At 62.2% G+C, this 18,588-nt stretch carries 18 protein-coding genes, 5 tRNA genes and 1 pseudogene; 8 read left to right on the top strand and 16 right to left on the bottom strand.

From position 1 onward, the window contains the following. Window positions 1-91: 91 nt before the first annotated feature. Together murA and ramA are read right to left on the bottom strand one after the other, a co-directional pair. Window positions 92-1,348, bottom strand: a complete 1,257-nt coding sequence (gene murA / locus HMPREF3171_RS00490) for a UDP-N-acetylglucosamine 1-carboxyvinyltransferase (protein WP_070482168.1) — start codon at window positions 1,346-1,348, stop codon at window positions 92-94. 47 nt (window positions 1,349-1,395) lie between these two features. Next, window positions 1,396-2,241: an acetate metabolism transcriptional regulator RamA gene (ramA, locus tag HMPREF3171_RS00495; RefSeq protein WP_070482170.1), complete on the bottom strand. Its 846-nt coding sequence runs from the start codon at window positions 2,239-2,241 to the stop codon at window positions 1,396-1,398. Window positions 2,242-2,521: 280 nt separating this feature from the next. On the opposite strand from ramA, the gene cysK reads away from it, so the two are divergent. Together cysK and epsC are read left to right on the top strand one after the other, a co-directional pair. Then, complete coding sequence (gene cysK / locus HMPREF3171_RS00500) at window positions 2,522-3,457, top strand: cysteine synthase A (RefSeq protein WP_070482153.1); 936 nt, start codon at window positions 2,522-2,524, stop codon at window positions 3,455-3,457. Between the two features lie 110 nt (window positions 3,458-3,567). Further along, a complete protein-coding gene (epsC, locus tag HMPREF3171_RS00505; RefSeq protein WP_070423046.1) occupies window positions 3,568-4,158 on the top strand; it encodes a serine O-acetyltransferase EpsC in 591 nt (196 codons plus the stop codon). Here the strand turns inward: epsC and HMPREF3171_RS00510 are convergent. From HMPREF3171_RS00510 to HMPREF3171_RS00545, 8 genes and pseudogenes are all read right to left on the bottom strand, one after another. After that, window positions 4,155-4,454, bottom strand: a complete 300-nt coding sequence (locus HMPREF3171_RS00510) for a GNAT family N-acetyltransferase (RefSeq protein WP_070423045.1) — start codon at window positions 4,452-4,454, stop codon at window positions 4,155-4,157. The genes epsC and HMPREF3171_RS00510 overlap by 4 nt on opposite strands. A 60-nt stretch (window positions 4,455-4,514) precedes the next feature. Beyond that, window positions 4,515-4,587 (bottom strand) — tRNA-Phe (locus HMPREF3171_RS00515). Between the two features lie 17 nt (window positions 4,588-4,604). Then, window positions 4,605-4,678 (bottom strand) — tRNA-Asp (locus HMPREF3171_RS00520). 190 nt (window positions 4,679-4,868) lie between these two features. After that, window positions 4,869-4,945 (bottom strand) — tRNA-Asp (locus HMPREF3171_RS00525). Window position 4,946: 1 nt separating this feature from the next. Further along, window positions 4,947-5,019: transfer RNA gene (locus HMPREF3171_RS00530), tRNA-Glu, on the bottom strand. Window positions 5,020-5,077: 58 nt separating this feature from the next. Next, a pseudogene (gene zupT, locus HMPREF3171_RS00535) lies at window positions 5,078-5,883 on the bottom strand (zinc transporter ZupT). Between the two features lie 107 nt (window positions 5,884-5,990). Then, window positions 5,991-6,063: transfer RNA gene (locus HMPREF3171_RS00540), tRNA-Lys, on the bottom strand. 70 nt (window positions 6,064-6,133) lie between these two features. Then, window positions 6,134-7,642 (bottom strand): acetyl-CoA hydrolase/transferase family protein, encoded by a 1,509-nt coding sequence (locus tag HMPREF3171_RS00545; RefSeq protein WP_070423043.1) that lies wholly within the window; start codon window positions 7,640-7,642, stop codon window positions 6,134-6,136. Between the two features lie 190 nt (window positions 7,643-7,832). On the opposite strand from HMPREF3171_RS00545, the gene dusB reads away from it, so the two are divergent. Both dusB and HMPREF3171_RS00555 read left to right on the top strand, forming a co-directional pair. Beyond that, window positions 7,833-8,993 (top strand): tRNA dihydrouridine synthase DusB, encoded by a 1,161-nt coding sequence (gene dusB / locus HMPREF3171_RS00550; RefSeq protein ID WP_070482155.1) that lies wholly within the window; start codon window positions 7,833-7,835, stop codon window positions 8,991-8,993. Window positions 8,994-9,020: 27 nt separating this feature from the next. Beyond that, window positions 9,021-9,746 carry a phosphate signaling complex PhoU family protein gene (locus HMPREF3171_RS00555; protein WP_070423048.1) on the top strand — a complete coding sequence of 242 codons (726 nt, stop codon included), beginning with the start codon at window positions 9,021-9,023 and terminating at the stop codon, window positions 9,744-9,746. On the opposite strand, the gene pstB is transcribed toward HMPREF3171_RS00555, so the two are convergent. The 5 genes from pstB to mshD all read right to left on the bottom strand — a co-directional run bounded on the left by pstB (window position 9,743) and on the right by mshD (window position 14,737). Further along, the gene (pstB, locus tag HMPREF3171_RS00560) at window positions 9,743-10,519 is read right to left on the bottom strand and encodes a phosphate ABC transporter ATP-binding protein PstB (RefSeq protein ID WP_070482157.1); all 777 of its coding nucleotides are present in this window, start codon (window positions 10,517-10,519) and stop codon (window positions 9,743-9,745) included. The genes HMPREF3171_RS00555 and pstB overlap by 4 nt on opposite strands. 36 nt (window positions 10,520-10,555) lie before the next feature. Further along, window positions 10,556-11,476 carry a phosphate ABC transporter permease PstA gene (pstA, locus tag HMPREF3171_RS00565; RefSeq protein WP_070482159.1) on the bottom strand — a complete coding sequence of 307 codons (921 nt, stop codon included), beginning with the start codon at window positions 11,474-11,476 and terminating at the stop codon, window positions 10,556-10,558. A gap of 15 nt (window positions 11,477-11,491) precedes the next feature. After that, window positions 11,492-12,475 (bottom strand): phosphate ABC transporter permease subunit PstC, encoded by a 984-nt coding sequence (pstC, locus tag HMPREF3171_RS00570; RefSeq protein WP_083284753.1) that lies wholly within the window; start codon window positions 12,473-12,475, stop codon window positions 11,492-11,494. Between the two features lie 101 nt (window positions 12,476-12,576). Then, window positions 12,577-13,695 (bottom strand): phosphate ABC transporter substrate-binding protein PstS, encoded by a 1,119-nt coding sequence (pstS, locus tag HMPREF3171_RS00575; RefSeq protein WP_070450740.1) that lies wholly within the window; start codon window positions 13,693-13,695, stop codon window positions 12,577-12,579. 160 nt (window positions 13,696-13,855) lie between these two features. Continuing rightward, window positions 13,856-14,737: a mycothiol synthase gene (mshD, locus tag HMPREF3171_RS00580; protein WP_070482161.1), complete on the bottom strand. Its 882-nt coding sequence runs from the start codon at window positions 14,735-14,737 to the stop codon at window positions 13,856-13,858. Window positions 14,738-14,768: 31 nt separating this feature from the next. On the opposite strand from mshD, the gene HMPREF3171_RS00585 reads away from it, so the two are divergent. Further along, complete coding sequence (locus HMPREF3171_RS00585; protein WP_070482162.1) at window positions 14,769-15,494, top strand: LmeA family phospholipid-binding protein; 726 nt, start codon at window positions 14,769-14,771, stop codon at window positions 15,492-15,494. After that, entirely contained in the window at window positions 15,487-16,152 is a 666-nt protein-coding gene (locus tag HMPREF3171_RS00590; RefSeq protein ID WP_070482164.1) for a heme-binding beta-barrel domain-containing protein, read from the top strand. Before HMPREF3171_RS00585 ends, HMPREF3171_RS00590 begins: the two co-directional genes overlap by 8 nt. A gap of 6 nt (window positions 16,153-16,158) precedes the next feature. Here HMPREF3171_RS00590 and HMPREF3171_RS00595 read toward each other — a convergent pair whose 3' ends face one another. After that, window positions 16,159-17,055, bottom strand: coding sequence for an aminodeoxychorismate lyase (locus HMPREF3171_RS00595; protein WP_070423034.1), 897 nt, complete (start codon window positions 17,053-17,055; stop codon window positions 16,159-16,161). Between the two features lie 23 nt (window positions 17,056-17,078). Here HMPREF3171_RS00595 and ygfZ point away from each other — a divergent pair, with 23 nt between their 5' ends. Together ygfZ and HMPREF3171_RS00605 are read left to right on the top strand one after the other, a co-directional pair. Then, a complete protein-coding gene (gene ygfZ / locus HMPREF3171_RS00600; protein WP_070482166.1) occupies window positions 17,079-18,137 on the top strand; it encodes a CAF17-like 4Fe-4S cluster assembly/insertion protein YgfZ in 1,059 nt (352 codons plus the stop codon). Window positions 18,138-18,266: 129 nt separating this feature from the next. After that, a complete protein-coding gene (locus HMPREF3171_RS00605; protein ID WP_070423032.1) occupies window positions 18,267-18,464 on the top strand; it encodes a DUF3073 domain-containing protein in 198 nt (65 codons plus the stop codon). The last annotated feature ends 124 nt before the right edge of the window (window positions 18,465-18,588 follow it).

An 18,588-nucleotide genomic window follows, 5' to 3' on the forward strand; every position in this document is an offset into this window, starting at 1 on the left:
TCCAGCGGGGCGTTGTCGGTCTCGCTGACTTGGATTAAGTTACACACACCCAAACATAAACACAAACCCGCAGGTTACTGCGGGTAAATGCCTAGTCGTTAACACGTTCTACATGACCCCCAAGCCTGTTGAGGTTCTCAACAAACTCCGGGTAGCCGCGGTCGATGTGGTGCACATCGTGAACTGTGGTGACGCCGTCTGCCACAAGACCAGCCAAAACTAGACCGGCACCTGCACGGATGTCCGAAGACCACACGTCGGTTGATGACAGGCTTTCCACGCCTCGGATCATTACGTGATGGCCGTCGACGTTGGCGTCGGCACCAAGGCGCATCATTTCGTCGACAAAGCGGAAGCGTGCTTCGAAGACATTCTCAGTAATGACGGAAACGCCGTCTGCCACTGCAGACAGGGCGATCGCCATCGGCTGGAGGTCAGTTGGGAAGCCCGGGAACGGCAGCGTCTGATAGTCGACGGCTTTCGGGCGTTGACGCATTTGCACGCGGAAGCCGTTGTCGTAGGTCTCCACCTCGGCACCCGAGAGCTTCAACTTCGCCAATGCGAGGTGCAGGTGACCAGGCGCGACGCCGGTAACGGTGACATCACCCTGCGTCATGGCCGCGGCATATGCCCACGTGCCAGCGACGATGCGATCGCCGATCACCGTCCGTTCAGTGGGGTGTAGTTTCTCCACACCGTCGACGGTGATACAGGATGTGCCGGCGCCAGTGATATTCGCGCCCATTGCGTTGAGCATGTCGCAAAGATCGACGATCTCGGGTTCACGGGCGGCGTTATCCAGGGTCGTACGACCTTCCGCAAGCACTGCTGCCGTGACAATGTTTTCGGTAGCGCCGACCGACGGGAAGTCGAGCTCGATTGCGGCGCCGCGGAGCTTCTCAGCACGTGCAACAACCGCGCCGTGTTCGATATGGGTCGTCGCACCGAGCTTTTCCAACCCTGATTGATGCATGTCCAGAGGGCGCGAACCGATGGCGTCGCCCCCTGGGAGCGCAACGTACGCCTCAGTACACCTTGCGACGAGAGGCCCCAGCACCGCCACAGAAGCGCGGAACTGTCGGACCGCGTCAAAGTCGGCATGTGGGGACAGTTCAGCGGGTGTTGTGATGCGTACGACATCGCCTTCAATCTCCACTTCACAACCAAGGCCGACGAGGACGTCGCCCATGAGCGGGACGTCGAGAATCTCAGGGCAGTTGCGAAGTGTCGTCGTGCCCTCGGTCAGCAGCGCTGCTGCCATAAGTTTGAGGACACTGTTTTTCGCACCCCCGACGTGCACTAGGCCTTCGAGTCGCGTTCCACCTGTGACCAAAAAACGTTCTTTCACGTCCACAACAGTACCGAACTCTGCGGGGCGCTCCAGAACGTCAAGGGTTAGGGAAGCGCGCCAATACGGCGTGCCGCGTTCACCGCTTCATAGCGGGTGTGAGCACCAAGCTTGCGCATCACGCTTCGCAGGTAGGACTTCACCGTCTCAGCACCGATCCCCATCTCTTCGGCCGCTTCAACGTTGGTGTGACCCAGCGCCACACAGGACAGCACGTCAAGCTCGCGGGCGGAGAGCTTCGTGGTCTGCTTCACGCGCACTGGGGAAACCAGCTGCTCGCAAAGCTGCTCAAGTTCCTTGCGCAGGTCTTCGTCGTCGACACGGTTGGTCAACATGCGCAGCTTCGAGTGGGTGGAGCGCACCTGCTCCCATTCGGCACCGCTCATCTGACGGCCGCCCTTGGCGCCTGCACGGTCGCCAGCCCCGTCGCCTGAGCGCAGGGCTGCATTGACTGCCAGTTCTTGCTCGAGGCAACGCGCAGTCATCGTGACTTCCTCAATGACCTTTTCGCCGAGGCGAACCGGCGAGTGAACACCGACGTAGAGGACGCCACGTACCTCACGGTTAACAATGACGGGCACAGCCACGATCGAGTGCAGTCCTTCGTCCTGGATCTGCTTGTCGTACTCGTGGGAAATCGTGTTTGCACGTGTGTAGTCGGAAACACCCGCGGCGCGGCGAGTGTTCACCACACGACCACCGACACCGGTGCCGGCATCGAGGGTGAGGTTCTGCAGCGCAGGGGTTCGCAGTCCGATCCACTGGGTGATCTGCAGTCGGTTGTCCGCGATGAGTGTTCCGTACATGGCGACGGGGATGCCCGTCGTGGTCTTCAACGCGGTGAGTGCCGCACGGATCGCATCGTCGTCGTCTTTGATGCGCTGCGCGTCCATCGTCATACCTGTTTGCCTTCCACGAACCGGGGTCACCCGTTTGGGCTCACCCGGAGTTGAACTTGGCCGAAAATCTTCACCATCATAACGCGCGAACGGGGGTAGCAAAATTTAGCCCCGCCGATATGGAGCCACAGGAAAGTCGAGCCCAATCGGGCAAGTCGCAATTTCAAACCCTCCCCCGTACCTATCGGTTCAGTAGATCTATACCGTCCTGTCTAGCGTGGCGTGTATGCTGTCTGGCAGCAACTCCAACAATCAACGTGTTTAAAGGAGCATCATGGCGAAGATTGCAAAGAACGTCCTCGACCTCATCGGCGGCACCCCGCTCGTGGAGCTGCAGGGCATCACTGAGAACTCGAAGGCTCGAGTTCTTGCGAAGCTCGAGTTTTACAACCCTGCGAACTCGGTCAAGGACCGCATCGGCAAGGCAATCGTCGAGGCTGCCGAGGCCTCCGGCGAGCTCAAGCCTGGCGGCACCATCGTCGAGGCAACCTCCGGCAACACCGGTATCGCACTCGCTCTCGCGGGTGCAGCGAAGGGCTACAAGGTCATCCTGACCATGCCGGAGACGATGTCCACCGAGCGTCGCGTGCTGCTGCGCGCGTACGGCGCGGAGATCGTGCTTACCCCGGGTGCCGCTGGCATGAAGGGTGCTGTGGAGAAGGCGAACGAGCTCGTCGAGAAGAACGAGGGCGCTATCCTGGCCCGTCAGTTTGAGAACGAAGCAAACCCGAAGATCCACTACGCCACCACCGGTCCGGAGATCTGGAACGACACTGACGGCGAGGTTGACTTCATCGTCGCTGGTGTTGGTACCGGTGGCACGATTTCGGGCGCTGGCAAGTACCTCAAGGAGCAGAAGGCTGATGTGAAGGCCGTCGCGGTTGAGCCGGCTGCTTCCCCGCTGCTGTCCAAGGGCGAGGCTGGCCCGCACAAGATCCAGGGCCTCGGCGCAAACTTTGTACCGGGCACGCTGGACCGCACGGTTGTCGACGAGATCATCGCTGTCAGCAACGAGGATGCCGTGTCTACTTCTCGCGAACTGGCTGTCAAGGATGCGATCCTCGGCGGCATCTCTGCCGGCGCGAATGTGAAGGCCGCTCTCGAGCTGGCTGCTCGTGAAGAGAACGCGGGCAAGACCATCGTTGTGATCATCCCGGACTTCGGCGAGCGCTATGTCTCCACGATCCTCTACGAGGACATTCGCGACTAATCTGCTTATCGACGACTCCCCTCCCCGCCACCACACCATCGCTGGCAGGGAGGGGAATTTTTATTGTCGGCCCAAATGAACAGGTTGGTACACTGCACGCCATGCTTTCTATGGCCAAATCTGTGGTGTCGACCATCCGCGAAGATCTAGCCAACGCCCGCGATCATGATCCTGCGGCGCGAGGCGATGTTGAGAACGCTGTTGTCTATTCCGGGTTGCATGCCATTTGGATGCACCGTGTCTGCCACGTCATGTGGAAGCGCGGCTGGAAGGGCGCGGCACGTATTTTGGCGCAGGCCAATCGTTTCCTTACCGGTATTGAGATTCACCCGGGCGCGACGATTGGGCGCAAGTTTTTCATCGATCACGGTATGGGGATCGTGATTGGGGAGACCGCGGAGATCGGTGACAACGTCATGCTCTACCACGGCGTGACGTTGGGTGGTCAGGTGCTTACGCAAACGAAGCGTCACCCGACGGTGTGCGACAACGTCACTATTGGCGCTGGCGCGAAGGTGCTCGGCCCCGTGGTTATCGGTGAGGGTTCCGCTGTCGGCGCGAATGCGGTTGTGACGAAGGATGTGCCGCCCCATTCGATTGCCGTGGGGATTCCGGCGAAGATTCGCCCCCGGAAGACGGATGAGCGGGCGCGTTTGGTGGACCCGGACTGCTACGTCAACAAGGGCGACTACATCATTTAGTCTTCGGCCGCGACGAGGTCGGCGTATTCGGGGTTGCTTTCGATGTAGCGCTCAACCGCCGGGCAGGTGGGGGTAACCAGCATGCCGTCGGCGCGTGCGTCGTCGAGCGCGTATTTCATCAGAGGCTTGGACAGGCCTTGTCCGCGGAACTTCGGATCCACCACGGTGTGTGGCAGGTCCCGGACACCGTCTTGGTCAGTGTAGGTGGCGTAGCCCGCGACCTCGTCGCCGACGAGGATTTCGTACTGGCCTTCTGCCTCGTTCTTGCGCACAGTGCTTTCAGGTGTTGCAGACATGGGCCCGACTATAGCGCGAAACGCCCCTTCCGCATTATTGCGAAAGAGGCGTTTCTGATGTGGCCAGAGCCAGGATCGAACTGGCGACCCCACACTTTTCAGGCGTGTGCTCTACCAACTGAGCTATCTGGCCAGAACCTTACGGTTCTGCGACCCTGACGGGACTTGAACCCGCGACCTCCGCCGTGACAGGGCGGCGCGCTAACCAACTGCGCCACAGGGCCAATATGTTGTTATTTCGCACTCACTTCAGTGTGTTCACACTGTCGCTTGCACGAGTTGATACATTACACAGACCTCACCATGGCAGACAAATCGCCTGCTCAATCACTATTTCAGGGCGTTGCTTTGCGACGATTGCGTGCACGGCATCGTCGCAAAGCAAAACGCCCCGAGGAAAACCTCGGGGCGTGATGGCGACCCTGACGGGACTTGAACCCGCGACCTCCGCCGTGACAGGGCGGCGCGCTAACCAACTGCGCCACAGGGCCGTACCCCCAACGGGATTCGAACCCGTGTTGCCGCCGTGAAAGGGCGGAGTCCTAGGCCTCTAGACGATGGGGGCGCTGAAAAGACAGCCCGCTCATCATAAGGTAGGTACGCCATTTCCTCCAAATAGCCTGCTAGCCCGGCAAAATGAGCAGACGGAATGCCATCACAATCATGCCGACAATCATCCCGTAAATCGCGGTGTGGTGTTTGCCGGTTTGGATGGCTGTGGGCAGCAGTTTGTCCAGGCTGACGAAGACCATGATGCCGGCGATTGCAGCGAACGTGATACCGAGCGACTGTGGCCCCAGGAACGGCTGGAGAAGCAAATACCCCACGATGGCACCCAACGGCTCCGCTAGGCCCGACAGGGTGGCCCACCAGGCGGCTTTGCGGCGGGATCCAGTGGCCTCCCGCAGAGGAACCGCGACCGCGTGCCTTCCGGGATGTTGTGGATCGCAATCGCCACCGCGAGAGGGATAGCAAGGGCCGGATCCGCGAGCGCTACGGCAAACGTGGCAAACCCTTCCGGGAAGTTGTGGATGGCGATGGCAACGGCACTGAGGACGCCCACGTTGCGTAACTGTGCTTTACTGACCCCACTTTCCGAGGGTTCTTCGTGGGGGTTGATCTCTTCGGGCACGAGGCGGTCGATAAGCGCGATCAGCCCGATTCCCGCGAAGAAGGCGACGGTGCCCCAGAGTTCCGCACGGGGGCTGCCTGCTTCAGCGAGCCCCTCGATTCCTTGAGGCAGCAGCTCGACAAACGAGATGTAGACCATCACACCGGCCGAGAACCCAAGCGCCCCAGCGAGAAAACCCGCGCCTGGAGCACGTTTCAGGGCGACGATCAGCCCGCCGAAGCCAGTGGATAGCCCGGCCAACAACGAGATCCCCAAGGCGATGCCGACGGCCGTGGGCGTAGCGGTACTGATATCCATACGCGCAGGTTAGCTGGTTCCACCTTGTGGCACTCGCAAACCCATCAACCCGGCACAGAAGGGGGCCCAAGAACGCGAAAAGCCCCGGCGTTAGCCGGGGCTCACGGTGGGCCCTGTGGGGATCGAACCCACGACCTGCGGATTAAAAGTCCGTAGCTCTACCAACTGAGCTAAAGGCCCGCGGGGGCTAAGTGTAGCCCCCATGTGCGCGCGTGCGGTAATCGCCCTGCACGCGCGCCGGAAGGAGGTTTTAGTTCTCCTTCAGCATGGTGCCAGTCTCCTGGATGCGGGTGTGGAAGTCGAAGGCGTGGCGCAGGTCGTGCGGGGTTGCCTGGTACTTGCACTTCGCGGCGAGCTCGACGTACTCCTCCAGCAGCGGACGGTACTGCGGGTGGGCGATGGAGATCATCTTTGCCACACGATCACGCGGGGCGAGGCCACGCAGGTCGGCGACACCGTACTCGGTGATGAAGACCATGGCGTCGTGCTCGGTGTGGTCGACGTGGGAAACCATCGGCACGATTGCGGAGATGGCGCCATCCTTGGCCACGGACGGGGAGATGAACGAGGAAATGTAGGCGTTGCGGGTGAAGTCGCCAGAGCCGCCCAGGGCGTTCATCAGGCGGGAGCCGTTGATGTGGGTGGAGTTGGCGTTGCCGTAGATGTCCGCCTCGATCATGCCGTTGGAGGCGATCAGGCCGGTGCGGCGGATGACCTCCGGGTGGTTGGAGATGGACTGCGGGCGCAGGATGATGGACTCGCGGTAGCGGGATGCCTCGTTGTTCATCTTCTCTGCGTACTCGGGCGACAGGGAGAAGGAGGTTGCGGAGGCGACGGTCATCTTGCCGGCGTCAATCAGGTCGACCATGCCGTCCTGGATGACCTCGGTGTAGGCCTGGATGTTCTCAAACTTGGAGTCCATCAGGCCTGCCATCACGGCGTTCGGGACGTTGCCCACGCCGGACTGCATAACGTAGCCGTCGTAGGTGAGGCGGCCGGCCTTGACTTCGTTCTCCAGGAAGTCGAGGAAGTTGCCTGCGATCTGCTCGGAGACCTCGTCCGGTGCCTTGAACGGTGCATTGCGGTCAGCGTCGTTGGTCTCGATGACTGCGACGACCTTCTCCGGGTCGATCTCGATGTAGGTCTTGCCGATGCGGTCGCCGGCCTTGGTGATCGGGATCGGGATACGGTTCGGCAGCGGCGGCACGAGCCAGATGTCGTGCATGCCCTCGAGCTCCTCGGACTGCCAGGAGTTGACCTCGATGATGATCTTCTTGGCTGCGTTGAGGAACTCCACGGAGTTACCAACAGAGGAAGACGGGACGATGTTGCCCTCTTCGGTGATGCGCACTGCCTCGACGATGGCGAGGTCAACGTCACCGAAGAAGCCCTGCTCGACCATCATGCCGGAGTGGGACAGGTGAATGTCCTGGAACTTCATCTCGCCAGCGTTGATCTTGTTACGCATGGTCGGGTCAGACTGGTACGGCATGCGGTAACGCAGCGCGCCTGCCTCAGCGAGGACGCCGTCGCACTCCGGTGCCGTGGAGGCGCCGGTGTACAAGTCGATGGAGAAGTCCTGCCCCTTCGCATGGGCGGCCTTTGCCTTCTCTGCAATTGCGGCCGGCATGGCCTTCGGGTAGCCCGCACCGGTGAAGCCGGAAGTACCAACCTTGTCGCCGTGGTTGACAAACTGGACGGCCTCTTCGGCGGTCATGACCTTGTCACGCAACTTGGCGGAAGCAATACGATCGCTCATGTGATCTCCCTCAATCCTGTTAAATCCGTTCAGGTAACACCCCCACCATATTGTGACCCATCACTCATTGCCATGAGGGTGTGTGGTCTCGTCGCAAAGCAAATGCTTATCGACGCCCAAATTACCCCCGAACGGGCGTAGCAACCACGATTGGACGGGGCGACAACGGGCGTGAACAATAGGCAGAACTATGACTACCGCAGCCCCCGCCTTAACTATCGGCGGCATCGATCTGAACTCCCCCGTCATCCTCGCGCCGATGGCCGGGGTGACCAACATGCCGTTTCGTGTGCTGTGCCGGGAGATCGAGGAGGAACTCACCGGCACGTCCTCGGGGCTGTACGTCTGCGAAATGATCACGGCGCGTGCGATGGTGGCTCGCAACGAGAAGACGATGCACATGACCACCTTCGCGGATGTGGAAACGCCACGGTCGATGCAGCTGTACACGGTGGACCCCAAGTTCACGTATGAAGCCGTGCGGATGATCGTCGAGGAAGATATCGCCGATCACGTGGATATGAACTTCGGCTGCCCAGTGCCGAAGGTCACGCGCAAGGGCGGAGGCTGTGCGATCCCATACAAGCGGCGTCTGTACGGCAACATCGTCAGCGCCGCGGTGCGCGCTGCGGAAGGCTCCGGCATTCCAATTACGGTGAAGTTCCGCATCGGCATTGACGCAGACCACCACACGCACCTGGATGCCGGACGCATTGCTGCCGAATCGGGTGCCGCCGCCGTTGCCTTGCACGCCCGCACTGGTGCGGAGCGTTACTCGGGCGCGGCGCACTGGGACGAAATCGGCCGCCTTGTGGAGCACATGGACGGTACCGGCGTGCCGGTGATCGGCAACGGCGACATCTTCGCCGCCGACGATGCGGCGAAAATGATGGAGCAAACCGGCTGCCACGGCGTGGAGGTCGGCCGCGGCTGCCTTGGGCGCCCGTGGCTGTTCGCGCAACTGGGCGCGCAGTTGCGCGGCGAGGAGATCCCGCCGGAGCCGACCCTGGGCAAGGTAGCCAGCATCATCTACCGCCACGCAGAGCTGTTGGCAGAGCACGACGGTGAGCACCACGCGTGCCGCGACATCCGCAAGCACACCGGCTGGTACATGCGTGGTTTCCCGGTAGGCGGGGAATTCCGCAAGTCGCTTGCCCAAGTGACGTCTCTTGCGGAGTTGAAGGAGCGCCTCGCCCCCATCGCGGATTCTGAGGAGATGGCAGAACACGCAGACGACGCGCGTGGCCGTCAGGGTTCTGCCGGCAAGATTGCCCTGCCGGAGGGGTGGCTGGATGATCCGGAGGACGACACCGTGCCGGAAGGTGCAGAAATTGAGAATAACGGTGGTTAACTGCGAGCGCGTAGCATGAAGCGCATGCTGAGAGCCGCCTACCGAGAGACTCTGGAGGCCTTTAACCAGGACCTCATGACCATGTGCGACACGGTGCGCACCATCATGGGGCACGCGTCGAAGGGCCTTCTTGAGCAGTCGCTTGATGACGCCGAAACGGCCCTGACCCTGATCGACGAACTCAAAGAAATCGGCGAACGGTGTGAGGAGCGAAGCATGCGCTTGCTCGCTCTGCAGAACCCTGTGGCGACTGACCTGCGTCAGGTGCTGGCTGCGATCCACCTAGTGGAATATTTCGAACGCATGGGTTCGCTCGCCCGCAACATTGCAGTCCTGGTGCGCCAGCGCCACCCCGCGTCGGTGTATCCGCCGCCGCTGCACGGCTACGTCGAGGAAATGACCCGGTTGGTGGCTGCGATGGGTGCCACCACCCGAGCATTGTTGGATGATCCGGATCCGGATGTGGCAGTTGAGCTGCACACTATCGACGAGGGCGTCGACGACATGCGCGCGTTCTTAAGCACGTTGGTCTCCGACCGGGAGTGGGAATACTCCACTCGCGAGGCCGTCGACCTGTCGATGATTTCGCGCTACTACGAGCGCTACGCGGACCGCTGCGTAGATATTGCCGGCCAGATGGTGTTTCTGGTCACCGGCCTGAGGCCTGAGGCGTACTTGCGCCAGCGGGACGAACCGGATTACGAGAATCTGGAGAAGTTCGCCACCATCGAGCGCAAGTTCCGCAAGCCTTAGCCGAAGCGGCCGGAGATGTAGTCTTCGGTTTCCTTCTGCTCCGGGTTTTCGAAGATCGTGGTGGTGTCGTTGAACTCCACCAGGTGGCCTGGGCGGCCGGTGGCCTCGAGCGAGAAGAACGCGGTTTTGTCGGACACGCGCGCTGCCTGCTGCATGTTGTGGGTCACGATGACAATCGTGTACTGATCCTTCAGCTCGTGGATGAGGTCCTCCACTGCAAGGGTGGAAATCGGGTCGAGGGCCGAGCAGGGCTCGTCCATAAGCAGCACCTCAGGACGCACGGCGATCGCACGGGCGATGCACAGGCGCTGCTGCTGACCACCGGAAAGGCCACCGCCCGGCTTGTCCAAACGGTCTTTCACTTCATCCCACAGGTTCGCGCCGCGCAGGGACTGCTCCGCGACTTCCTTGAGCTTCTTCTTGTCCTTCTCCCCCGCCAGGCGCAGGCCCGCGACGACGTTGTCCTCGATGGACATTGTTGGGAAGGGGTTTGCCTTCTGGAACACCATGCCGATGGTGTTGCGCACGGCGACCGGGTCGACGTTCTTGCCGTAGATGTCGTGGCCATCGAGAAGAATCTGGCCTTTGACGGAAGCGCCGGGGATGACTTCGTGCATGCGGTTGATGGTGCGCAGCACGGTGGATTTACCGCAGCCGGACGGGCCGATGAACGCGGTGACCGACTTGGCGGGGATTTGCATGTTGACGTTCTGTACGGCGTGGAAGTCGCCGTAGTAGATGTTGACGTCGTTGAGTTCGAGCTTGGTGGACATCTGTGAGTTCTCCTGACTGGGGACGCGGGCGGGTGGTTACTTCTTGACCGAGAAGCGCTTCGCGATGAAGCGTGCGAGCAGATTCAACGTGACAACGAGGATGACCAGCGTCAGTGCTGCGCCCCAGAGTCGGTCGTTGGCCGGGCCGGTGGCGCCGGACTTCCACATGTCCAGCATGTACAGCGGCAGCGAGGACTGCGGCTTGTCAAACATGTCGAACCAGTTAATTGCCGGGGTGGAGCCGACGAGGATCAGCACCGGTGCGGACTCACCCATGACGCGGGCGATTGCCAGCATGATGCCGGTGACAATGCCCGACAGGGCGGTCGGCAGCACGATGCGCATGATGGTCTTCCACTTCGGCACACCGAGTGCGTAGGAGGCTTCGCGCAGGTCCATCGGCACGACGCGCAACATCTCTTCGGTATTGCGCACGACGACCGGCACCATGAGCAGGATCAGCGCGAGCGAAACGGCGAAGCCGGAGCGCTGCTGGCCCAGGATGGTGATCCACAGGGCGTAGACGAACAGTGCTGCAACGATCGACGGCACACCGGAAAGGATGTCCACCATAAAGGTGGTGAGCCGGCCCAAACGGTTGCCGTTGGAGTATTCAACCAGGTAGATCGCGGTGAACACGCCGATCGGGATGGAGAACAGCGACGCAATCAGGGTCTGCATGAGCGTACCGATGATCGCGTGCAGCGCACCGCCGCCCTCCTTGGACGCGCGGACGCCGACCATGTCGGAGGTCCACCACGCCGGGTCCACGATGGCGTGCCAGCCACGCGAGACCACGGTAAACAGCAGCCACAACAGCGGGATAAGTGCGAGGAACATGCAGAACCACATGAGTCCACCCATGATGGAGTTTGTGGTTTTGCGGCTCGAGGCGATGTCGATGAATGGGTTTTCGGGGCGGGCTGTCTCAGCCGGTTTGGATACTGCAGTAGACATGTTTCGCTCCGCTCCTTATTTCTTGTTGACGATCGCACGCGCGATCGAGTTGACGACGAAGGTCAGCAGGAACAGCACCAGGCCTGCTGCGATGTAGGCGCCGGCGGACACCGGGTTGTTGAACTCGGCAGCGGCGTTGGCGATGGCGGTTGCGAAGGTGGTGCCGCCGTCGAAAAGCGAACCGCGGAAATCGTTCGCCGGTGCGACCGCCATGTAAAGCGCCATGGTCTCGCCCAGTGCGCGGCCGAGGCCGAGCATCGAGCCTGCGATGAAGCCGGACAGACCGAACGGGATGACGGTCATACGGATGACCTCCCAGCGCGTCGCACCCAGTGCGAGCGCAGACTCGATCTGTCCCGGAGGGGTCTGGACGAAGATCTCGCGGGCAGTTGCCGCGATGATCGGCAGGATCATGATGGCAAGCACGATGCCACCGGTCATGACGTTGCGGGCTGTGGAGAACGGCGGGGAGTTTTGGTAGGTGGCGAACAGGAAGAAGTCGCCGCCCCAGCTGTTGACCCACTCGTAGAACTTGCCCAGCTTCGGGCCGAGCACCTGTGCGCCCCACAGGCCGTACACGATCGACGGCACGGCTGCGAGCATGTCCACCAGGGTGCCCAGCGGGCGCACGAGGCGCTGCGGGCAGTAGTTGGACAAGAACAGTGCAACACCGAGGGCGACCGGCATCGCGATGATCAGCGCGATGATGGAGATGGTCACCGTGGAGAAGAACAGGTTCGGAATACCGAACTGCATCGCGTCCAGGTCTGCGGTCTGCCACGGGCCACCGTAGGTGAAGAAGCCGAGCACGCCGCCGTCGTTACGCATCAGCGGTGGCAGCGCCTGCGCGAGCAGGAAGATACCAATGGCAGCAACGAGGACGGTGATCAGCGTTGCAGATGCTGTGGAGAAGATTTCGAAGAACCGGTCTCCGGGGCGCTTCACGCGTCCGGAGTTCCGTGCGGTGCGTTCCGCTACCGCAACGTCATTGTCAGCCATGTGCTCGGATCCTTGAGATAAATGGAGAGAAACAGGGGTGGTCTACAGCAATCAACCCCCGATGTCACTGTGTTCAGTCGGGGGTCGTTCGCTAGTTGGCCTTACTGGATGGCGTTGATCGCCTCGCGCAGACGCTCAGCGTGTGCGCCGGTGACCGGGATGAAGCCCTCAGCCTCGAGCTCTGCATCCTGGTGGTCGAGGGCGATGTTGAGGAAGTCCTTGACCATCTTGGAGGTTGCCTCGTCGTAGCCCGCGGAGCAGACGATCTCGTAGGTGGTCAGCACCAGCGGGTAAGCGCCGGCGGTATCGGTGGCGAACAGGGCGTCGGCGTCGACGACCATGTTGTGACCCTCAGTCTTAAAGGTCAGGTTGTCCAGGGTCTTCGCCACGGACTCGTTGGTCAGCTCGACCGGGCCGTTGCCGAAGTCGATGTTGGCCTTCTTGTCAGCGAAGCCAGCCTCGACGTAGGTGATGGAACCGTCGGTAGCGGAGACTTCCTGTGCCACACCGGAGGAGCCGTTGGCGCCGGTGCCCACTGCGTTCGGGAACGCCTTGCCGGAGGACTCCCACTTGCCGTCGGATGCGGCTGCGAGGAACTTCTGGAAGTTGTCGGAGGTGCCGGACTCGTCGGAGCGGTAGAAGACGTTGATCGGGGTGTCCGGCAGTTCAACGCCCGGGTTAGCCTCTGCGATCTTCGGGTCGTTCCAGGTCTTGATGACGCCCTGGAAGATCTCGACGATGTTGTCCACGGTGAGGTTGAGCTCGTCGACACCCTCGAGGTTGTAGGCGATAGCAACCGGGCCGATGACGAACGGCAGGTGCCATGCCTCGTTGCCGCCACAGCGCTGTGCAGCAGCCTCAACCTGGTCGTCCTTCAGCGGCGAGTCAGAACCTGCGAAGACAGCCTGGTTGGCGATGAAGTTCTTCTGGCCAGCGCCCGAGCCGGACGGGGTGTAGGCGATGGAAGCACCCGGGACCTCTGCGGAGTAGACGGAGGCAAAGTAGTCGATGGCGTTCTGCTGGGAGGATGCGCCCTCAGCGAGGATGTCACCCTGCTGGCCGTAGAGCTCGTAGTCGCCCTTTTCGGCCGCTGCGGTGGATTCCGCTTCGGTACCTGCTGCACCTTCGGTGTCGTTGGAGCCGCCGCAAGCGACGAGGGTGGCGGAGGAGGCTGCTACGACGCCGATGACTGCGGCGGTGCGCTTGAAGTTACGAATCACGGGGAACCTTTCAGGTATTTAACTGTTCGGTCCGGAACACCAGGCAGATGTCCGATCACTTACGACACAAAACCTAGACAGCGCCGGTTAATCCCTGGTTGCTGATTGGGTGAACTGTTGGTGAACTCGTAAAATCCTGGCTAACACCGCAGGTCAGTCGCTATTTTTTGGAGGCCGGTTTGTAGACCACGTGGCGCTCGCGAGTATCGAAGCCGAGCTGGCGGTATCGCTTTACCGCCGGCTCGTTGTCGCCTTCGACATAGAGGATGACCTGCGAGGATCCGCACTCCGCGAGGTAGTTCAGTCCGGCCTGAATCAGCGGTCCCCCCATTCCCTCCCCCCGGTGCTTCGAGGAGAGGCCGACGACATAGATTTCGCCGGTGCCATCCGGGTGTCGTTTGGTCCAGTGGAAGCCCGCAATCTCATCGCCGGCGATGAGGAACCACACGCCGTCGGCGTCGAACCAGTCGGTGTCCATCGCCCGGTGCAGCTGCGCGATGTCCCAGCCGCCTTGTTCGGGGTGCCAGGAGAACGCGTCGTTGTTCACCTCGAGCCACTGCTTATCGACGACCTCACGCCCCCACCGCGACACCAACTCCGGGTACTGCACGAGCTCGTAGCCCTCGCGCACTTCCGCCTTCATGTCAGCATCCAGCGCAGTCCCCATGACCAGCAGTTCTCGCACTGGCTCCATCCCGAGGTCGCGTGCCAGCGCCTGCGCTGCGGGCAGGTCGCCGTGAGCCCAGAATCCAGCGTCGGCGTTGCGCTCCAGCACTCCCTGGACCAGCGCGCGGCCGTAGCCGTGGCGGCGGTGCTCTGGGTGGACGGCCAGCTCGGTTGAGCCGTCTTCTGCAATGCCGGCGACCGCCACGGTCTTATCGCCGGTTTTGGCGATGAGGTGGGTGTGGTTGAGGGTGTCGTCGAAAAGCCCGCGCTCGAACGCCTCGGAGAACGCGGCGACGCCGTCCTCGGATTGGGCGGCATCCAGAATGGGGCGGACGAGGGTTTCCGGCAGGGTGGCGCTTACGATGTCGACAGTCATGTCTTAGAGGGTACGTCGGAGGGCGGAAACGATGCGGGCACGTGTGAAAGCGGCGGTCGCCGTGGCGGCGGCGCTGGCTGTGTTGGCTGGCGCTGACACGATCGTGGCCGCAAACGTGGAGCGCACCGTCGCCCAACCCGGCATCCAGGCGTCCGTGGGTGGTTTCCCGTACACGGCGTCGCTGCTCACCGGCAACGTCTCACGTGTGAGCGTGGAACACCTCGATGCCGCCGTCGATGGGCCAGGCGTAGCGACGACCGGCGTGGACGTGTTCGACCTCGCCCTCGACAACCCACGCGAAGCGCTTTCGGGCGAGTTCGAATCGGGCACCGCACGCCTTGTGCGCCGCCGGGTGCGCCTCGACGGCGTCGGGTTCGGCACCCTGCTCGGCATCACGGACCTGGACATCGCGAACCCATACGACATCTCCCCCGCAGGCGGGGCCGCAAGCGAGGCCCGGCTCACCGGCACGGTTCCGGGTACAGAAGATCCGGTGACGGTTGTGGTTACGCTGCGTCTGATCGACGGCATCTTCCAGATGCGCCCCAGCAAACTTATCGACGACACCTCCCCCGAAACCCAGGCCGCGTTCACTCTCGACCTAGACACTCGCACCCTGCCGTTGGACGGGCCAGCGGACCGAGTGCAGTTGCGCGGCGGTTCGATTGAGTTCTCGCGCGACCGCATCAACACCGCCTTTGCCCCGGCGGACCTCAACCCCATGGGACAAACAGCTACCCTTGGACACCATGAGTGAAGAAAAGAACGTAGAAAACACCGAGAACACGCCGAAACCGGCCACCTTAAGCGGCAACGACGCCGTCAACCTTGCGTCCGAGCAGTCCAAGTCGACCGCGCACCGCAATATCCCGACGTTCGACTTTGAGGATTTCCCGCTCGAGGACGACACCGCAAACCTGCGCTTCGGCCCGAGCCTGCACGACGGCCTGCTCGCACTCCTGCCGCTGGTTGGCGTGTGGACCGGCTCCGGCCAGGCCAACGACAACGGCGATGAGTACGCCTTCGGCCAGCGCCTTGTTGTCTCCCACGACGGTGAGAATTACCTCCGCTTCGAGTCGCGCATGTGGCGTCTCGACGAGGACGGCAACGCCACCGGCGCCGACCAGCGCGAGGTCGGCTTCTGGCGCATCTCTCTCAAGGACGAAATCGAGGTGACCCTGACCAACTCCCGCGGTTTGGTTGAGATCATGTACGGCGCGCCTGTCAACGAGCGTGCATGGCAGCTCACCAGCGCCTCCACCATCGCAACGGAGACCGGCCCTGAGTCCCACGGCCCGGGCAAGCGTCTCTACGGCCTGATGCCGAACAACAACCTCGGCTGGGTTGACGAGCGCGCCGTCAACGGCGAGATGGTGCCGTACATGTCCGCAGAGTTGAAGCGCATCGCGGGCTAGGGCCGGTTAGCTCAGCGCCGCGGAAATCAGCTCCTTGATCTCGGCTTCATTGTCGGGAGCGGGGAGCTTTTTGCCGTCCAGGCGCTTGACCCGGGTGGCGATGCGCGTCGAGCTCACCAGCCACACCGACTCCGCCTTGAACAGTTCGTTGAGGTAGATGTCCTTCGCCTTGCACTTCCACCCCTGCTCGGCGGCGTATTCAAACAGGGCGGCTTGGGTGGTGCCGGCCAGCACGCCCGGCCCCGGTGCCGGTGTGCGCAACCGGCCACCCTTCTTCACCATAACCACCGACGAGGTCACCCCCTCGAGCACGCGGCCGGTGTCGGGATCGATGTAGATGACATCGTCCGCGCCTCCGGCTTTCGCCCAACGCAGCGCCGCCATCGACGCCGCATAGTTGAGCGTTTTCGCGCCTTCGCGCATCCACGGCGCATCGCCCGTGACGGTGTAGCCGCGTGGGGTAGTGAGCACAGAGACGCCGCGTTCGCGTTGTGCCAGGGTGTCGTCGTCAAGCGGGCGTATGGTCAGCCAAGCAGTTGCAACGCCGGTGGTTTCACGGCCGCGTGAGAGCGTCCATACGCACTTCGCTTCCACGCCTTCGGTGCCGCCGCGCTCACGGCAATAATCGGCGACCGCCTCCTCGGTGGCGCGCTCCCAGTGGGCGGCGCCCGGCTCCGGCAGATCCATCAGTTCCGCCGACCGGGCGAAGCGCTCGAGATGCTTCTCCAGGTTGAGCGGTTTGCCATCTCGAATGAGGATGCTTTCAAAGATCCCATCGCCGCGCGTGACCACCGCATCGTCCCAGAACACGTGGGGCATGTTGGTGTTTTGGCGGCGTACGGACCCGCCGTACGGTTCGACGAGGTAGATCACGGGCGCAGGCGCGAGCGGTGCAATAGACATAATGCCCCCTATGATAGGCGCCCATGGGTTACGCATCGGTTCTTTTGGCCAAGCCGGGTGCTGCGGAGCTTCCGGGCGATTCGCTTCTCGACGCCACCGGCGTCGCCTGGCACTACGGCGATCCGCTGGGGGAACAACGCAAGGCCACCAGAGATACCGTCGCCGTCGACCGCTCCAACCGCGCCGTCATTGCGGTGTCCGGCCCTGATGCGCCGGGGTTCCTCAACAACCTGCTATCGCAAAAGCTTGACGACGCCACCTCCGGGTTCACCGCCTCCGCCCTCGACCTCAACGCACAGGGGCGCATCCTGCACCACGCCGATATCGCCGTAACCGATGGCGTGTTTTACCTGGACACCCCCTCCTACCAGGCAGAAAGCCTGCTGACCTATCTGCAGCGCATGGTGTTCTGGTCCGAGGTGACCGTGGAGCAAACCGACCTTGCTGTGGTCACGCTGCTCGGCCCTGCTGCTGCCCAGGTTGAGGGCGCCGTGTTCACCCGCGTGATTGATGGCTGGGGTGGGGTATGCCGCACTGACGTCGCTATCCCCCGCGAGCAACTCAACGCGATCGCCGAACAGTTTCCACTGGCCGGTCTGATGGCGTTTACCGCCCTGCGCGTCGCCGCCGGCGAGCCAGAGCAGCGCGCCGACCTCGACGAGCGCTCCATCCCCCACGAAGCCCCCTACCTCATCAATCGTGGCGACCACATCGGTGCCGTCCACCTGGAAAAGGGGTGTTACCGCGGGCAGGAAACCGTTGCTCGCGTGGAAAACCTCGGCCGCTCCCCCAGGCTTTTGGTCAAACTCCAACTCGACGGCTCTGCCCCCGAGGAGCCGGTGCCCGGTTCGGAGATCACCGCCGGCGGGCGCAACGTGGGCCGGCTTGGCACCGTCGTGCACGATGCCGACGAAGGTCCGGTGGCTCTCGCCCTAGTGAAGCGTTCCGCGTTGGAGGTTCCCCTGGAAATCCAGGGCGCTGCAGCCTCCGTCGACCCCTCCTCGTTGCCACAAGATGAGGGTGAACGTGCGGGCCGCAAAGCCGTTGATCAGCTTCGTCGTGGCGGCATGACGCCAAAATAACCGCAGGTGGGACACCTAAGGGGCATTTTTAAGATACTCAAGCTATAGTGTCCTACAGGAAAATAACGAAGAATCATAAGAGGCCGCCCACACATGGGCCGCCCAGAACCACCTCAAGGGGGTCACGCCATGGGCCGCGGACGCGCAAAAGCCAAGCAGACCAAGGTTGCTCGCCAGCTGAAGTACAACACTCCTGAAATGGATCTCGCCTCGCTCCAACGCGAGCTTGCAGGGAAGACCCCGGGCCGCAGGTGGGATGACGACGACTCCGAGGTGGACGACCAGTACGCCGACTACGCCAACTGGGATGAGGACGACGACCGCTAGTCCACCCTTCACGTAAAAGTGCACCCCGCTCGCTCGGGGTGCTTTTGCGTTGCCTGGGGCCTTCTGCGCTTCTGCTCGACGGTCCTGGCCTGCTGTTTTCCCTGGTCGTCTAGCTCTGTGTTTG

It is taken from the genome of Corynebacterium sp. HMSC08F01 (assembly GCF_001807545.1).
In the GTDB taxonomy this organism is placed as follows: Bacteria; Actinomycetota; Actinomycetes; order Mycobacteriales; family Mycobacteriaceae; genus Corynebacterium; species Corynebacterium coyleae.

What these genes read in the sequence shown, in the direction of transcription:
- ramA (WP_070482170.1), bottom strand. Translation starts at nt 2,241, where the DNA reads ATGGACGCGCAGCGCATCAAAGACGACGACGATGCGATCCGTGCGGCA.
- cysK (WP_070482153.1), top strand. Translation starts at nt 2,522, where the DNA reads ATGGCGAAGATTGCAAAGAACGTCCTCGACCTCATCGGCGGCACCCCG.
- epsC (WP_070423046.1), top strand. Translation starts at nt 3,568, where the DNA reads ATGGCCAAATCTGTGGTGTCGACCATCCGCGAAGATCTAGCCAACGCC.
- HMPREF3171_RS00510 (WP_070423045.1), bottom strand. Translation starts at nt 4,454, where the DNA reads ATGTCTGCAACACCTGAAAGCACTGTGCGCAAGAACGAGGCAGAAGGC.
- HMPREF3171_RS00545 (WP_070423043.1), bottom strand. Translation starts at nt 7,642, where the DNA reads ATGAGCGATCGTATTGCTTCCGCCAAGTTGCGTGACAAGGTCATGACC.
- dusB (WP_070482155.1), top strand. Translation starts at nt 7,833, where the DNA reads ATGACTACCGCAGCCCCCGCCTTAACTATCGGCGGCATCGATCTGAAC.
- pstB (WP_070482157.1), bottom strand. Translation starts at nt 10,519, where the DNA reads ATGTCCACCAAGCTCGAACTCAACGACGTCAACATCTACTACGGCGAC.
- pstA (WP_070482159.1), bottom strand. Translation starts at nt 11,476, where the DNA reads ATGTCTACTGCAGTATCCAAACCGGCTGAGACAGCCCGCCCCGAAAAC.
- pstC (WP_083284753.1), bottom strand. Translation starts at nt 12,475, where the DNA reads ATGGCTGACAATGACGTTGCGGTAGCGGAACGCACCGCACGGAACTCC.
- mshD (WP_070482161.1), bottom strand. Translation starts at nt 14,737, where the DNA reads ATGACTGTCGACATCGTAAGCGCCACCCTGCCGGAAACCCTCGTCCGC.
- HMPREF3171_RS00585 (WP_070482162.1), top strand. Translation starts at nt 14,769, where the DNA reads ATGCGGGCACGTGTGAAAGCGGCGGTCGCCGTGGCGGCGGCGCTGGCT.
- HMPREF3171_RS00590 (WP_070482164.1), top strand. Translation starts at nt 15,487, where the DNA reads ATGAGTGAAGAAAAGAACGTAGAAAACACCGAGAACACGCCGAAACCG.
- HMPREF3171_RS00595 (WP_070423034.1), bottom strand. Translation starts at nt 17,055, where the DNA reads ATGTCTATTGCACCGCTCGCGCCTGCGCCCGTGATCTACCTCGTCGAA.
- ygfZ (WP_070482166.1), top strand. Translation starts at nt 17,079, where the DNA reads ATGGGTTACGCATCGGTTCTTTTGGCCAAGCCGGGTGCTGCGGAGCTT.
- HMPREF3171_RS00605 (WP_070423032.1), top strand. Translation starts at nt 18,267, where the DNA reads ATGGGCCGCGGACGCGCAAAAGCCAAGCAGACCAAGGTTGCTCGCCAG.